This window comes from Paraburkholderia sp. J8-2, assembly GCF_905220195.1.
In the GTDB taxonomy this organism is placed as follows: Bacteria; Pseudomonadota; Gammaproteobacteria; order Burkholderiales; family Burkholderiaceae; genus Paraburkholderia.
In genome coordinates this window covers 42,532-55,640 of sequence record NZ_CAJMZA010000036.1, presented here as the reverse complement: position 1 = coordinate 55,640, position 13,109 = coordinate 42,532, and the positions used below count along the sequence as shown (strand labels likewise).

At 64.7% G+C, this 13,109-nt stretch carries 11 protein-coding genes; 6 read left to right on the top strand and 5 right to left on the bottom strand.

All coding sequences use genetic code 11. The features are described from left to right. The first annotated feature begins 377 nt into the window (after nucleotides 1-377). Nucleotides 378-1,937, top strand: coding sequence for a methyl-accepting chemotaxis protein (locus U5A52_RS37740; RefSeq protein WP_321939172.1), 1,560 nt, complete (start codon nucleotides 378-380; stop codon nucleotides 1,935-1,937). 53 nt (nucleotides 1,938-1,990) lie between these two features. Beyond that, nucleotides 1,991-3,088, top strand: a complete 1,098-nt coding sequence (locus U5A52_RS37735) for a lactonase family protein (RefSeq protein WP_321939170.1) — start codon at nucleotides 1,991-1,993, stop codon at nucleotides 3,086-3,088. Nucleotides 3,089-3,113: 25 nt separating this feature from the next. On the opposite strand, the gene U5A52_RS37730 is transcribed toward U5A52_RS37735, so the two are convergent. From U5A52_RS37730 to U5A52_RS37715, 4 genes are all read right to left on the bottom strand, one after another. Then, nucleotides 3,114-4,409: an MFS transporter gene (locus U5A52_RS37730; protein ID WP_321939168.1), complete on the bottom strand. Its 1,296-nt coding sequence runs from the start codon at nucleotides 4,407-4,409 to the stop codon at nucleotides 3,114-3,116. A gap of 125 nt (nucleotides 4,410-4,534) precedes the next feature. Then, a complete protein-coding gene (locus U5A52_RS37725; RefSeq protein WP_321939166.1) occupies nucleotides 4,535-5,749 on the bottom strand; it encodes an MFS transporter in 1,215 nt (404 codons plus the stop codon). Next, nucleotides 5,746-6,537, bottom strand: coding sequence for a DeoR/GlpR family DNA-binding transcription regulator (locus U5A52_RS37720; protein WP_321939164.1), 792 nt, complete (start codon nucleotides 6,535-6,537; stop codon nucleotides 5,746-5,748). The genes U5A52_RS37725 and U5A52_RS37720 overlap by 4 nt, the downstream gene beginning before the upstream one ends. 129 nt (nucleotides 6,538-6,666) lie before the next feature. Beyond that, on the bottom strand, nucleotides 6,667-7,698 hold the full coding sequence (locus U5A52_RS37715; RefSeq protein WP_321939162.1) for a LacI family DNA-binding transcriptional regulator: 1,032 nt from the start codon (nucleotides 7,696-7,698) through the stop codon (nucleotides 6,667-6,669). A gap of 250 nt (nucleotides 7,699-7,948) precedes the next feature. Between U5A52_RS37715 and U5A52_RS37710 the strand changes: the two genes are divergently transcribed. Genes U5A52_RS37710 through U5A52_RS37695 form a run of 4 tightly spaced genes read left to right on the top strand, consistent with a single transcriptional unit; the run spans nucleotide 7,949 to nucleotide 11,732 of the window. Beyond that, a complete protein-coding gene (locus tag U5A52_RS37710) occupies nucleotides 7,949-9,007 on the top strand; it encodes a fatty acid desaturase (protein ID WP_321939160.1) in 1,059 nt (352 codons plus the stop codon). A gap of 37 nt (nucleotides 9,008-9,044) precedes the next feature. After that, entirely contained in the window at nucleotides 9,045-9,368 is a 324-nt protein-coding gene (locus U5A52_RS37705) for a non-heme iron oxygenase ferredoxin subunit (protein WP_321939159.1), read from the top strand. A 55-nt stretch (nucleotides 9,369-9,423) separates the two neighbouring features. Further along, nucleotides 9,424-10,458 carry a sugar ABC transporter substrate-binding protein gene (locus U5A52_RS37700; RefSeq protein ID WP_415774114.1) on the top strand — a complete coding sequence of 345 codons (1,035 nt, stop codon included), beginning with the start codon at nucleotides 9,424-9,426 and terminating at the stop codon, nucleotides 10,456-10,458. Nucleotides 10,459-10,475: 17 nt separating this feature from the next. Beyond that, nucleotides 10,476-11,732 (top strand): NAD(P)/FAD-dependent oxidoreductase, encoded by a 1,257-nt coding sequence (locus U5A52_RS37695; RefSeq protein ID WP_321939157.1) that lies wholly within the window; start codon nucleotides 10,476-10,478, stop codon nucleotides 11,730-11,732. 91 nt (nucleotides 11,733-11,823) lie between these two features. On the opposite strand, the gene U5A52_RS37690 is transcribed toward U5A52_RS37695, so the two are convergent. After that, nucleotides 11,824-12,951: a patatin-like phospholipase family protein gene (locus U5A52_RS37690; RefSeq protein WP_321939155.1), complete on the bottom strand. Its 1,128-nt coding sequence runs from the start codon at nucleotides 12,949-12,951 to the stop codon at nucleotides 11,824-11,826. Nucleotides 12,952-13,109: the final 158 nt, after the last annotated feature.

The window sequence follows — 13,109 nt, the reverse complement described above, 5'->3', positions numbered from 1 at the left end:
GCGAGGCGGCGGCCCGAATCTGCTGTCTCCTGACGGCGCGCCTCATGCGCGCCGCATCTACTTATGCAGGAACGCGCTGAACTTACGTCAAGCGCGTTCCGGGTGCGGACCTGCTCCGCGGCCTGTTCAGCCAGTTGTCAGCAAGTTGTTTGACATGAAGGCTGGTTGTCAGAGCCAATCGTACATTGCCCAGGAAGCCGAGGCAACCGAACTGTGTGCCTCTTCAGTGGGTCTCAGGGTAAACTCGAATTTCAGGATAAGCGCGTGATGATGGGATGATATGCCCAAGTTGTTGGACAACATGGCGGGCACACCCTCAAGACTCCGGCGTTTGAGCCGTAAAGAAGAACACCATGGAAACCGGGGATTGAAGCAACATGCGCAACACGACGGTACGAGCCAGCCTCCTTGCAGTGCTGGTGATCTTTGGCGTGATGATCCTGATCGGCGGCTTCGCGGGCGTGTTTTCGCTGCGGGAGTCGAACGCCAGCGCCCAGCGCCTGCACGAAATCGCGCGCCAGACCATTCTGGTCAACGACGCCTACAAAGACACCACGCGCACGCGCTCGGCGCTCGTGCGCGGCTATAGCGCGCTCAAGGAACGCAACGACACGGCCACGCGCGACTCCGCGCTGACCAGCGCTGCCAAAAGCTTCGAGCTTTCGGTGAGCGAAACGCAGGCCTTCGCCAACGCCCCGGCGTTCGACGGCATGGACGCGGACCTCAAGCGTCAGTTGCTCGACTCCGCCGCACAGCTTTCCAACACGCTCACGCGCGCGACCGCCGCGCTGCGCAACGGCGACACAGCGGCCTATGTGGCGGTCAACGACACCGACATCACCGCAGCGGGCGCGGCCTATTCCGTGAACGTGGAGAAGTTCCAGAAGCTCGCCAACGCGCTTGCCGAGGCAACGCTCGAAGACGGCAACGCGCGTTACGCGTGGATCGTGAGTCTCGTGGGCGTCGGTGTGGCGATCGCGCTGGCGCTCGTCGTCGTGACGCATTTCGCGTTGCAGCGCATCGTGTCGCGCCCGCTCGCCGAAGCGGCGGCGGTGCTCGACCGCATCGCGTCGAACGATCTCACGGTGCGCGTGCCCGAAGCGGGCCGCAACGAAATTGGCCTGCTGTTCGCGGCAATGCGCCGGATGCAGGCAGGGCTTTCGCGCACCGTGGCCGGCGTGCGCGACAGTTGCGACGCGATCCACACGGCCGCGCGTGAAATCGCGGCGGGCAACCTCGATCTGTCGAGCCGCACGGAAGAGCAATCCGCCTCGCTCGAAGAAACGGCTGCGAGCATGGAGGAACTCACCTCCACCGTGAAGCAGAACTCGTCGAACGCATCCGAGGCCAGCACGCTCGCAACGGGCGCGGCCGATCTTGCGCAGCGCGGCGGCGACGTGGTGGGGCGCGCCGTGCAGACCATGCAGGACATCAGCGCCAGTTCGCAGAAGATTGCCGAGATCACCGGGCTGATCGACAGCATCGCGTTCCAGACCAATATTCTCGCGCTCAACGCCGCCGTGGAATCGGCGCGCGCGGGCGAGCAGGGGCGCGGCTTCGCCGTGGTCGCGGGCGAGGTGCGCACGCTCGCGCAACGCAGCGCGGGCGCCGCCCGCGAGATCAAGGAACTGATCGGCGCCTCGATGGAAGACGTGCGCAATGGCAACGCGCTCGTCGCGCAGGCAGGCGAGACGATGAACGAGATCGTGAACTCGGTGCGCAACGTCGCCACCATCATGGCCGAGATCACCACGGCCACCGCCGAGCAGAGCACGGGTATCCAGCAGGTCGGCATGGCGGTGAGCCAGATGGATCAGGTCACGCAGCAAAACGCCGCGCTCGTGGAGCAGGCGGCCGCCGCGGCGAGCGCGCTGGAGCACCAGGCGCAATCGATGAAGGAAGCGGTTTCGGTGTTTCGCGTTGGCGCGCTTGCGTGAAGGCAGGCGAGTGCGAAGCTGATTAATAGAACTAACAAACGGAAAAAGAGTTGATGAAGAAGAACGCAATCTTGCGCGGCGTGGTGGGTGCTGTTTTCGGGCTCGCGGCATCGGTGGCCGTGCACGCGGCTAACTACGTGTACGTGTCGAATGCCGATAGCCAGGACATTTCGGTGTTTCGCCTCAATGCACAAAGCGGCGCGCTGGCCGCGGTCGAAACCGTGCCGGTGGGCGGCACGGTCATGCCGATGGCGTTCTCGCCCGATCATCATCGCCTGTATGCGGCGCTGCGCTCGAAGCCGTATCGCGTGGTGAGCTTCGCGGTGAATCCGCTCGATGGCCGCCTCGTCGAACTCGGCCGCTCGCCGCTCGCGGAGAGCATGGCCTATGTGTCCACCGACGGCACGGGCCGTTATCTGCTTTCCGCTTCGTACGGCGGCAATCTGCTGGCGGTGAACCGCATCGCCGAAAACGGCGTGGCGGGCGACGTGCTGCAAACCGTGAAGACGGGCCCGATGGCGCACATCATTCGCACCTCGCCGGACAACCGTTATGCGTTCGCCTCGGTGCTCGGCGCCGACGCATGGCTGCGCCTGAAGTTCGACGCCGCGACGGGCGCGCTCACCGAAGACGCGCAGCCCGCCTACTCGCTGCCCAAGGATTCCGGCCCGCGCCACTTCCAGTTTTCGCCGGACCAGCGTTTCGTCTATCTGATCGATGAGCTCGACGGCAAACTGCACGTGCTCGCGTTCAACGCGGCGAACAATACGGTCAAGCCGATCCAGACGATCTCGATCCTGCCCGCCGACTTTTCCGGCGACAAGCCGTGGGGCGCCGACGTGCACCTCACGCCCGACGGCCGCCACCTGTATATCTCGGAGCGCACGTCGAGCACGCTGGGCGCGTATCGCGTGAACAAGGAAACGGGCAAGCTCACGCGCATTGGCACGTATGCCACGGAAAAGCAGCCGCGCGGCTTCAATATCGATCCTTCGGGCCAATACCTCTTTGCCGTGGGCCAGCTCTCGCCCACGCTGAGCGCTTACCGTATCGATGCGAAGAGCGGCGCGCTGCACGAGCTTGGCAAGTACCCGGTGGGCAAGGGCGCGAACTGGGTCGAAGTGGTGGACTTCGACGGTTCGAACGAGTAAGGCATAAGGGGCGGCTTCGGCCGCCTTATTGTTGATGGTTCTCAGTCGCGAAGGTCATTGCCTTCGCTTCGCGCGTGTCTGCGTGCGCTGCGTCGAGACCTTCGATCGAGCGCAGCCGCGCGGGCGCGGAGAACGCGATGATCGCGAGTTGCATGGCGAATCCGCACGCCGCGCCCACGAGGCAACTGGCCATGCCAAGCCGCGTGCTCAGGAACGCGCCGAGCAGGGCGCCAAGCGGGCGCGCGCCGAATGTCGCCGTCATGATGACCGACGAGACGCGCGCGATCAGATCGCGCGGCGTGACGACTTGGCGCAACGCCGTCGTCGAGATGGTCCAGACGATCGGCCCGAAGCCAAACAGAAAGAAAGCCAGAAACACGGTGGCGCGCGAATGCGTGAGCGCGGTGCTTGCCATGAGCAGCGAGGCAAGCGCGGCGCTCAGCGGGCCGAGCAGAATTTGCCGTCCGAAGACGAGACGCTTTGCGATGAGCTTGTAGAGAAACGCGCCGCCCACCATGCCGAAGCCGTACACGCCAAGCGCAACACCCACGGCCGATGGCGCGAACGCGAGCCGGTGTATCGCGTACCAGGCGAACACGGCGAGCAACAGATACCACGACGTATTGAAGACGAAGGCCGTCGCCACGATCGGCCGCAGATGCGTGCTGCGCGCGATGAACCGCACGCCGTCGAATAACTCGTGTGTGAGCGCGCGTCGCGAACGCGGGCGCGGCGCCTCGGTGGGCAGGCGCACGAGAAACCATGCGCTGGCGAGCGACAGCGCGAACGCCGCGAGAAACGCGAACACGCCCGACGCCCAGCCCGCAAAGATACCGCCCACGGCTGGCCCCGCCGTATAGGCGATGCTGCGCGCGATCTCGAGCCGCCGGTTGGCGGTGAGCAGGTCGCCCGTTTCGACCATGGCTGCGACGAGCGAGGGCGCGCTCACGCTGAACACGACGGTGCCCGTCGCGATGGCGAAGCCCAGTGTGCCGAGCGTGTAGAGCGAAAGCACGCGCGCATGGAACAACGCGAACAGCACGAAAAGGGCGGCGGCGCGCAGCAGTTCGCTTGCGATCATGAGCGGCTTGCGCCGGCTGCGATCGGCAACGAGGCCGGCGGGCAGCGAGAGCAGCAGGAACGGCAGCGTATTGATGGCCTGCAGCGAGGCGCTTTGCTGTGCGGAAGCGCCTAGCGCCACCACGGCGACGATGGGGATGACCGCAATGGCCATCTGCTCGCTGAATTGCGCTGCGAGACTCGCATGCGAAAGATTGACGACGACGTGCTGTGAGGTGGCGTTTTCCGGCGTGCTGCCCATCGTAGATGTCCCGAAGATCGATCCGTTATCGGCTGGATGCGGTGGTTTGAACTTCGGGATCGAGTCTACGTAGGGCGGTTGGCTGGGGATATCCGGATCTTGTGCTGAAATTCGATGCGCGCAGGTCACTCCGCCTCAATGCGGTCCGCGTCACGCGCATTGCTGTTCATCTGCGCATGCTTTGCAGATTCGCCGCGCGACATATCCACATCGCGAACCGCACGGCTGCCCGCAAAGCACACCGCGAGCGTAGCGAGCACCAGCACGCCAAGCGCTAGCTGCAACCCGACGAGCCCCGCGCCAAAGCCGATGATCGGCGGCCCCACGAGAAAGCCCGCGTACCCGGCGGTGGCCGCCATCGAAACACCGGTAACGGGCGGATCGGTGGTGCGCCCGGCGGCGCTGAAAATCACCGGCACCACATTGGCGAGCCCAATGCCGACGCAGATGAACCCCACAACCGCCGTAGCGAGCGCAGGCGCGGCGAGCACAGCCGCGAGTCCCGCAGCCGAGAGCAGGCCGCCCAGCGCGACCACGCGCACCGCGCCGAGGCGCCGCACGAACGCGTCGCCCACCATGCGGCAGGCCGCCATGGCGAACGCGAACGCTGTATAGCCAATGCCCGCGCTATCGGCATGAGCGGGCAAGGCAGAACGCAGGTACACGGCGCTCCAGTCGGCGATAGCGCCCTCGGTCACCATGCAAAGGAACGCCAGCGCGGCGAGCTTCACGACGCTCCCCTGCGGCAGCGCGAAGCCGCTGCCGGACGCAGCCTTGGGGCGCGTGCCCACGTCGCGCAGCGAGAACAGCGCCGCGCCGACGATCAGCACGGCGATGGGAATAGCGGGCAGCGCGAGACCGCTTAGGACGCCGAAGCCTGCCTTCTGCAGCACCGTGCCCACTGCCGCGCCCGCCAGACCGCCCGCGCTCCACGCAGCATGGAACGACGACATGATCGGTGCGCTCCACACTTTTTCGATAGCGCTGGCGTGGCCGTTCATGGAAACGTCGAGTGCGCCATTGAGCGCGCCGAGCAGCAGCAACGCGGCGCACAGCAGCGGCGCATTGGGCGCGAGCGCGGGTAGCGGGAACGCGGCGACGAACAGCACGCCGAGCAGGGCGGTCGCGCGGCCGCTGCCGAACTTCGGCGCGAGCCGCCCCGCAAGCGGCATGGCGACGATCGCGCCCAGCGCGAACGCGAAGAGCGCGACGCCGAGCAGCGAGTCGCCAAGGAACAACTTGTCCTTCACGCGCGGCACCTCGACGGCCCACGCGCCAATGCCGAAGCCGTTCGCCAAAAAGACGGCGGTGGTGGCGTAACGTTCGCGCAGCGGTCTCATCGCGCCACCGTCACGTCGCCGCATGCGGCTTTTAGCTGCTTCAGATGGAGTTTCGGCACATCGGCATCGACGACCAGATAGTCGAGCGAAGCACAGGGCGCGATGACGAACGGCGCCGACGTCATCAGCTTTTCGGTGGTGACCGCCGCCGCGATCTGGCCGCTTGCCGCGACCATGGCGCGCTTCATTTCGGCATCCTCTGCATCGAATGCGGCGACGCCTTCCTGAGGGTCGAGCGCGCATGCGCCGAGAAAGCAGAGATCGGCCTTGATTCTCTGAACTTGCACGAGGGCCGCCGCTCCCAGCGCGCCCGCGGCCTGCGCGCTCACGCGCCCGCCGATCAGGATGACCTCGATGCCCGGGCGCTCGAGCAGGCGCACGCAGGCCTGCGGCGAAGTCGTGATGACCGTGAGGCCGGCATTTTCGGGCAGCGCCGCCGCGATCTCGACGTTGGTCGAGCCTGCGTCGAGCAGAATCACCTGGTTGGGCTTGACGAGCGCGGCGGCGGCGCGCGCAAGGCGCGCCTTGGCCGGCAACTGCTCGCGCATGCGCATGAAGGCGGGCTTGTTGGAGGGTGAGGTGAGCAGCGCCCCGCCGTACACGCGCTTGCAGTGTCCCGCCTCGGCCAGATCGCGCAAATGGCGCCGGATCGTGTGCTCAGAGGTGTCGAGTTGCGCGGCGAGTTCGGCGGCCAGCACGCGGCCCTCGGCGCGCAGTTTTTCGAGGATCAGGCGCTCGCGCTCGTCGGGGAGCAGGCTTTCAATGGCCGCCTGGCGAGTTCGTTGCATAGGGTTCGGCTCCCGTTTGTGTGTCGGCTTGCTCGCTTTTGCCCTTTTTAATCGAGCAAAAACGAGCATAAAATATCGTAAACGGACAAGACGTGCAACAGGCGGCGCAGTGTGCGCGGTGCGGCTGTTTCAGGGGAGCGAATAGCGCGAATACGTTTCGATTGGCACGAGCGCCTGCGCAGGGGGCGTGCCGCCCGCCACCGCCTGGCGCATCTGTTCGACGGCTGTGCGCAGCAGCAAACGCAAATCTTGCGAGAGCAGATAGTCGATCACGTCTGCGCGCAACAGCGGCTCCGTCACGGCGTTCACCTCATGCGTGACATAGAGCGTGCGGCCCGCAAGTCCGCGCTCGCGCAGCGCCGCCGCGAGTCCTTCGTTGCCGCCCGCCACGTTATAGATGCCGTCGAGCGCGCCGTGCATTTCCATGCAGCGCCGCGTGGCGTCGTAGGTCGCCGCGCCCGAGTCGGCGCCCTTGATCACTTCGACGACATTCACGTGGGGAAAGCGCTGGCGCAACAGCGAGCGAAAGCCGATCTCGCGGTCTTCGTGACAGGTGTACGAGAACGTCGCGACCACAACGGCCACGGAAGGCGAGGGCCGCCCTTCCAGGTGGCGGCCAACGAGGAACGCAGCCGACTGGCCCGCGGCGCGGTTGTTCACGCCCACGTAGGTGTGGCGCGCGTCGGCATCCACGTCGGTGATGAGCGTCACCACGCCAAGGCCCCGCGCCATACATGCGCGCAACGCCGACGTAATGGGCGGCGTGTTCGTGCAGATGATGCCGATGGCGTCCGCCCCTTGCCCGGCTTCACGCACACGCAGCGCGACGTCCTCGTCGCTGGCGCCTACGCAGTTGACCACGTCGAGCGTGACACCCGCAGCGGCGAACTCGGCTTCGAGGCTCGCGGCCGTGCGCGTGAGCTCTGCGGTGAACGCGTCGCCGGCCTGCAGGAGCAGGCGCACGCGCAGCGCGTCGGGCCCTGCACGCGAGGCCACGGGCAACGCCCGATCGTCACCCGCGCCCAGTTGCCTGAGTGCCGCTTCCACAGCGCTGCGCGTACGCGGGTGCACGCCGGGCCGGTCGTTGAGCGCCCGGTCGATGGTCGCGCGGCTCAGTTGCGTGAGTTCCATCAACTGCTTCAGCGTGGGGCGGGTTTTCATCGGATCTCGGCGGCGGGTGAGCATGACCGCATTTTGCCTCAAAATGAGTCATTAGATGCGATATTTTAATTATATCTCCACGTGGAGAACGTTTTCACGCGCTGGCGTTTTAGGTGAATACCCTTTAATGCTCAAAATGAGTCATTTTAACCTTTGACGATGGCTCATTTAGAGCCTGTAATTCGCCTCAGCGATGACCGAATTCAAAGCGGCTCATCAGCGTTCAACGTCATGCACGGGAGTTCGATTCATGTCCGCACAGCAAGGCTCGCCACAGGTCATCACGATGGACGACTGGTACCGTTGTCCGCTGGACCGCAAGGTACTCAAGGAGGTCACGCGGCGCAACGACAGGGTTGCCCTGATGTATTTCGGCGGCTTCATGGCGCTCGTGCTCGCCACCGGCGCGCTCGCCTGGTTTTCCTTGGGTACGCTCTGGTGCATTCCGGCCTTGCTGCTTTACGGCACGTTCTACGCGTTCGCCGAGGCGATGGAACACGAGTTGCGTCATCGCACGCCGTTCAGGAGCGAGTGGCTCAACGAGAGTGTGCACTGGGTCATCTGCTTCATGACGTGGCGCGAGCAGATCTATAGCCGCTGGTCGCATGCGCAGCATCACACCTATACGCACCTCACGGCCACGGTGCCCGCCGACGCTGAAATTGCCGTCAAGCGCCCGCCCAATTACCTCAAGCTCGCCACCGATTTCCTGCGTATTTCGCACGGCATCCATCATCTCGGCAACATCGTGTTGCACAGCCTCGGCATCGTCACGAGGAGCGCGAAGGCCGTGGTGCCCGTGGTCGAATATCGGGCGATGCGCCGCAATTCGCGGGTCATGCTCGCGCTCTACGTGGGCGTTGGCGTGTGGGCTTTTGTTGCGCATAGCGGGCTGCCGGTGGTGTTCCTGCTTTTGCCTCGCGCATACGGCGCCTGGTTGCACGAACTGCTGGCCATTACGCAGCACACCGGGCTGCGCGAGAACGAACTCGATCACCGCTTTTCCACCCGCACGCTGCGGCTGAACCCCGTGCTGCAGTTCCTCTACTGGAACATGAACTATCACGTCGAACACCATATGTTCCCCAACGTGCCGTTTCATGCGCTGCCTAAATTGCGCAAGGCGATCGAGGCTGACTTGCCGCCCGCCTATGACGGTGTGTTCGATGCTTGGGCCGAGATCCTGCACGTATTGCGCATGCAGCGCCACGATCCGGACTACATGATCACGCCGCAGGTGCCCGGCAAGACGGCGGGCGTGATGCGTGAGGACGCGGTTTCAAAGGCTTTTGCCGCCGATACGCAATGACGCTTCGGTTACCCGCTAACAGATGGTGGAGACGACGATGAACATTCTTCAATGGCACGAAGTGTGCGCGAGCGACGAACTCGAAGAAGAGGACGTGATGGAGTTCGAGCACGAAGGCGAGCTTTACGCGATCTATCACACGCCCACGGGTTACTACGCTTCCGCAGGGGTCTGCACGCACGAAACGGCGCGTCTCGCGCAAGGTCTCGTGTTCGGCGACATCATCGAATGTCCGATGCATATGGGGCGCTTCCATATTCCCTCGGGCGCGGCCAAGGGAGCGCCGGTCTGCGTGAATCTCGCAACACATCCGGTGAAGGTCGAGGGCGGCACGATTTATCTCGGACTCGCCGCAGAATGATTCGGCATACGAATCGATGATTCAGCACGATAACGACGAAACTTAGGAGACAGCCGTGAATGTTCCTTTCCTGAAGGTGTTGCCGCTGGCGGCTACGTTGTTTGCACTCGCGCTGAGCCCTGCGGCGCACGCGGACCCCGTCGCCCATTTCGACTTCATTTCGCACGCGCCCGATTCGGATGCATGGTGGAACACCGTCAAGAACGGCATCAAGCAGGCCGATGAAGACTTCAATGTTCAGACCGACTACCGTAATCCGCCCAATGGCGATATTGCCGATATGGTGCAGCTCGTGAATCAGGCGGCGGCGCGCAATTACGACGGCGTGGTCACGACCATAGCGGATTTCGATCTGCTCAAGGGCGCCGTGTCGCGCCTGAAGTCGAAGAACATTCCCTTTATCACCGCGAATACGGGCACGGAGCAGCAGAGCGCCGAGCTTGGCGCGCTCATGCACGTGGGCCAGCCCGAATATCTCGCAGGCAAGGAAGCGGGGCTGCGCGCGAAAGCAGACGGCGTGAAGACCTTCCTGTGCGTGAACCACTACGCGACGAACCCGCTCTCGTTCGAACGCTGCCGAGGCTTTGCCGACGCGATCGGCGCAAACATGAAAACTTCGGTGCTCGATGCAGGCACGGACCCCACAGGCATAGAATCGAAGGTGAGCGCGTATCTGCGCAACCACCCGAACACGCAGGCCGTGCTCACGCTCGGCCCGACCTCGGCCGATCCGACGATACGCGCGGTGAAGAGTCTCGGCCTTGCGGGCAAGATCTGGTTTGCGACCTTCGATATCGACACGGACGTCGCAAAGGGCATCAAGGACGGCACGATCAAGTTCTGCACCGATCAGCAGCCGTATTTGCAGGGTTATATCCCGGTTGCGCTGCTGGCGATCATGCACCAGAACCACAGCAACGACGTGCTGCAGGCGCGCACCGTGCTCGAGCAGAACCCGAAATTCCAGCAGCGCCTGAAGGACTATGGGCTCAAGCCCGTGTATGAGGCGCGCAATATCAGCTCCGGGCCGGGCTTCATCACGCCGCAGAATATCCAGCAGGTGTCTGCGCTCGCGGGGCAGTATCGTTGAGCGCGCAAGGAGTCGAGATGAGTGCGGACGATGCCATGGTGGTGATCGGCGGCGGGCAGTGCGGCGCACGTGCCGTGCAAGTTTTGCGCGAAGGCGGCTGGGAAGGCGCGATTACGCTGATCGCCGATGAAGCCGCACAACCGTACGAGCGGCCGCCGCTTTCGAAGGCGGTGCTGGTGGGCGAGCGCACGCCGGAGCAGGGCGCGATACATCGCGAGACGTTTTATCGCGAGCAGCGCGTCGATCTGCGCAGCGGCTGCGCCGCGCGCGCGATCGACTGCGCCGCGCAGACGGTTACGCTCGCGCATGGCGAAACGCTTTCCTACCATCGCCTGCTGATCGCGACCGGCGCGGAGCCTCGCCGCATGAGCGTGCCCGGCGCAGACCTCGCGGGCGTGCATGTGTTGCGCAATGCCGGGGAGGCGCTCGCAATCGCAGCCGAGCTTGGGTCCGGACGGCGCATTGCGGTGATTGGCGCGGGCTTCATCGGACTTGAAGTCGCGGCCTCGGCCAGACAGCGCGGTTGCGAAGTCACCGTGTTTGAAGCGGCGCCGCGCGCGTTGATGCGCGCGGTGCCCGCGGAAGTGGCGCAGTGCCTCGTGGACCTGCATCGCGAACGAGGCGTGGACGTGCGTTTTGACGTGCAGGTGCGGCGCTTCGAGGGCGAAGGGCGCGTCAATGGCGTCGTGCTCGGCGATGGCACGGTCGTGCCTTGCGACGCAGCCGTGGTCGGCATTGGCGTGGCGCCGCGCGTGGCGCTGGCGCAGGAAGCAGGCCTCGCGATCGACAACGGCATTGCCGTCGATCCCATGCTGAGTACGAGCGACCCGCATATCTACGCAGCGGGCGACGTGTGCTCGTTCGTGCATCCGCTGTACGGGCGTCGCATTCGCCTTGAATGCTGGCGCAACGCAGAAGATCAGGCGCGCGTGGCAGCGCTCAACATGCTCGGCCACGACGAGGCATACAGCGCCGTGCCGTGGTTCTGGTCCGATCAATACGACACGACGATCCAGATTGCAGGCTTGCCCGGGTTCGGCTCGACCCGGGCTGTGCGTGAAACGGGGCCGGCATCGAAGGTCTTTTTCGCGTTCGACGACGCGGGCTGGCTGGTGGGCGCGAGCGGCGTAGGGCAAACGGGAGAAATCGCCCGTGACGTGCGCATTGCGCAGGAACTCATTGCACGCCGTGTGCGGATCGACCCCGAGCGTCTTGCCGACAGCACGACCAAACTCAAATCGCTGCTCGCTGCAGTCGTGCACGGAACGACGTAATCGATCTACTCGGCCGGCGGCTCCACCCGCCGGCTTTTTTCCACTGCGGTCCGAGTGGGGCGATAGGGCCTTCACGGCCTATCGCTTTCTTTTATTCTGCGTCGGCGCTGTAGACGCTTAGGCCTTCTATGGGATCCATCGGCGCCTCCCACGGTCTTGCTTCGATCGCGCGCATGGCGGCTTCGTAGCCAGCGCGTCGGCGCGCGGCAATACCGGCCGGCGTGAAGTCGATGTCCTTCAACTGGTCGTCGCCATCGAGCCGCGGCGCCGCGAGCTTGATGAGCCGCATGGTCGTTTCGCAGCCCCAGGCAGCCAACTGCCGAACGTCGGCGGTGTTGCGCTCGGCTTCGGGCACGCGCTTCGCCAGTTCGCGAATCACATGGCGCAAGCGGTGAATCTGCTGCTGGCGCGCGATATGGCTTTCGGTGCGGCTTGCGTACTGAATGTCTTTCTGCCGCTCCGCAATCTGCCAGATGCTTTCCGGTTCCGGGCCCGCCGGATTCCACACTTGCACCGAGAAAATGACCGAGCTGCTGCGCGGCTTGTCGTCGAGCACGACCTCGACCGGCGTGTTCGAATAGATGCCGCCGTCCCAGTACGGCTCGCCGTCGATGCGCACCGCAGGGAACGCGGGCGGCAGCGCGCCCGAACTCATGATGTGTTCGACATTCAGGTGCTGGTCGCGCGAATCGAAATAGTGCATCGCGCCCGTTCGTGCGTTCACCGCGCCGACCGTGAGGCGCGGGTGCCCCGAGTTGAGCCGTTCGAAGTCGACGAGAGAGACGAGCGTGTCGCGCAGCGGTGCGATCTCGTAGTACGACGCGCGATCGACGCCCAGGCGCGCGAGCGGCCCGAACCACGACGCCGGGTTGGGTTGAAAGAACCCGGCAATGCCGCCGCCGATGATCATTAGTTTTGCAAACGTCCTGTCCCAGCCAGGCCCCAAACCGGGCCACGCTGCCACGTCAAGGCGCGTGCGGTCGGTGACGCGTTGCCAGAATTCGTCCAGACGCTCGAAGCGGCGCTCCGGCGCGTTTCCGGCGATCAACGCCGCGTTGATCGCGCCAATGGACGTGCCGATCACCCAGTCCACCTGGATGCCGGCTTTGTGCATCGCCTCATAGACGCCGAGTTGATAGGCGCCCAACGCGCCGCCACCCTGCAACACGAGTACGACTTGCCCGGGCAATGCCAGGCGTGCCGGCCGCTTCGCTGTCATCGATCGCCTCGCTGTTTTGGCGCTGTTCTGCTCTACCGACGCGCGATGTCGTGACCAGCATTCTTCATACGCGTCGCGAGTTTCTCCGCACCATTGTAGTGTGGCGTTAGGAAAAGGCACGCGCTGCGCGGCAACGGCACGAAAGGCACTCGGCCGCC

Excerpts from the sequence above, each read along its gene's own strand:
- U5A52_RS37740 (WP_321939172.1), top strand. The coding sequence starts at position 378 with ATGCGCAACACGACGGTACGAGCCAGCCTCCTTGCAGTGCTGGTGATC.
- U5A52_RS37735 (WP_321939170.1), top strand. The coding sequence starts at position 1,991 with ATGAAGAAGAACGCAATCTTGCGCGGCGTGGTGGGTGCTGTTTTCGGG.
- U5A52_RS37730 (WP_321939168.1), bottom strand. The coding sequence starts at position 4,409 with ATGGGCAGCACGCCGGAAAACGCCACCTCACAGCACGTCGTCGTCAAT.
- U5A52_RS37725 (WP_321939166.1), bottom strand. The coding sequence starts at position 5,749 with ATGAGACCGCTGCGCGAACGTTACGCCACCACCGCCGTCTTTTTGGCG.
- U5A52_RS37720 (WP_321939164.1), bottom strand. The coding sequence starts at position 6,537 with ATGCAACGAACTCGCCAGGCGGCCATTGAAAGCCTGCTCCCCGACGAG.
- U5A52_RS37715 (WP_321939162.1), bottom strand. The coding sequence starts at position 7,698 with ATGAAAACCCGCCCCACGCTGAAGCAGTTGATGGAACTCACGCAACTG.
- U5A52_RS37710 (WP_321939160.1), top strand. The coding sequence starts at position 7,949 with ATGTCCGCACAGCAAGGCTCGCCACAGGTCATCACGATGGACGACTGG.
- U5A52_RS37705 (WP_321939159.1), top strand. The coding sequence starts at position 9,045 with ATGAACATTCTTCAATGGCACGAAGTGTGCGCGAGCGACGAACTCGAA.
- U5A52_RS37695 (WP_321939157.1), top strand. The coding sequence starts at position 10,476 with ATGAGTGCGGACGATGCCATGGTGGTGATCGGCGGCGGGCAGTGCGGC.
- U5A52_RS37690 (WP_321939155.1), bottom strand. The coding sequence starts at position 12,951 with ATGACAGCGAAGCGGCCGGCACGCCTGGCATTGCCCGGGCAAGTCGTA.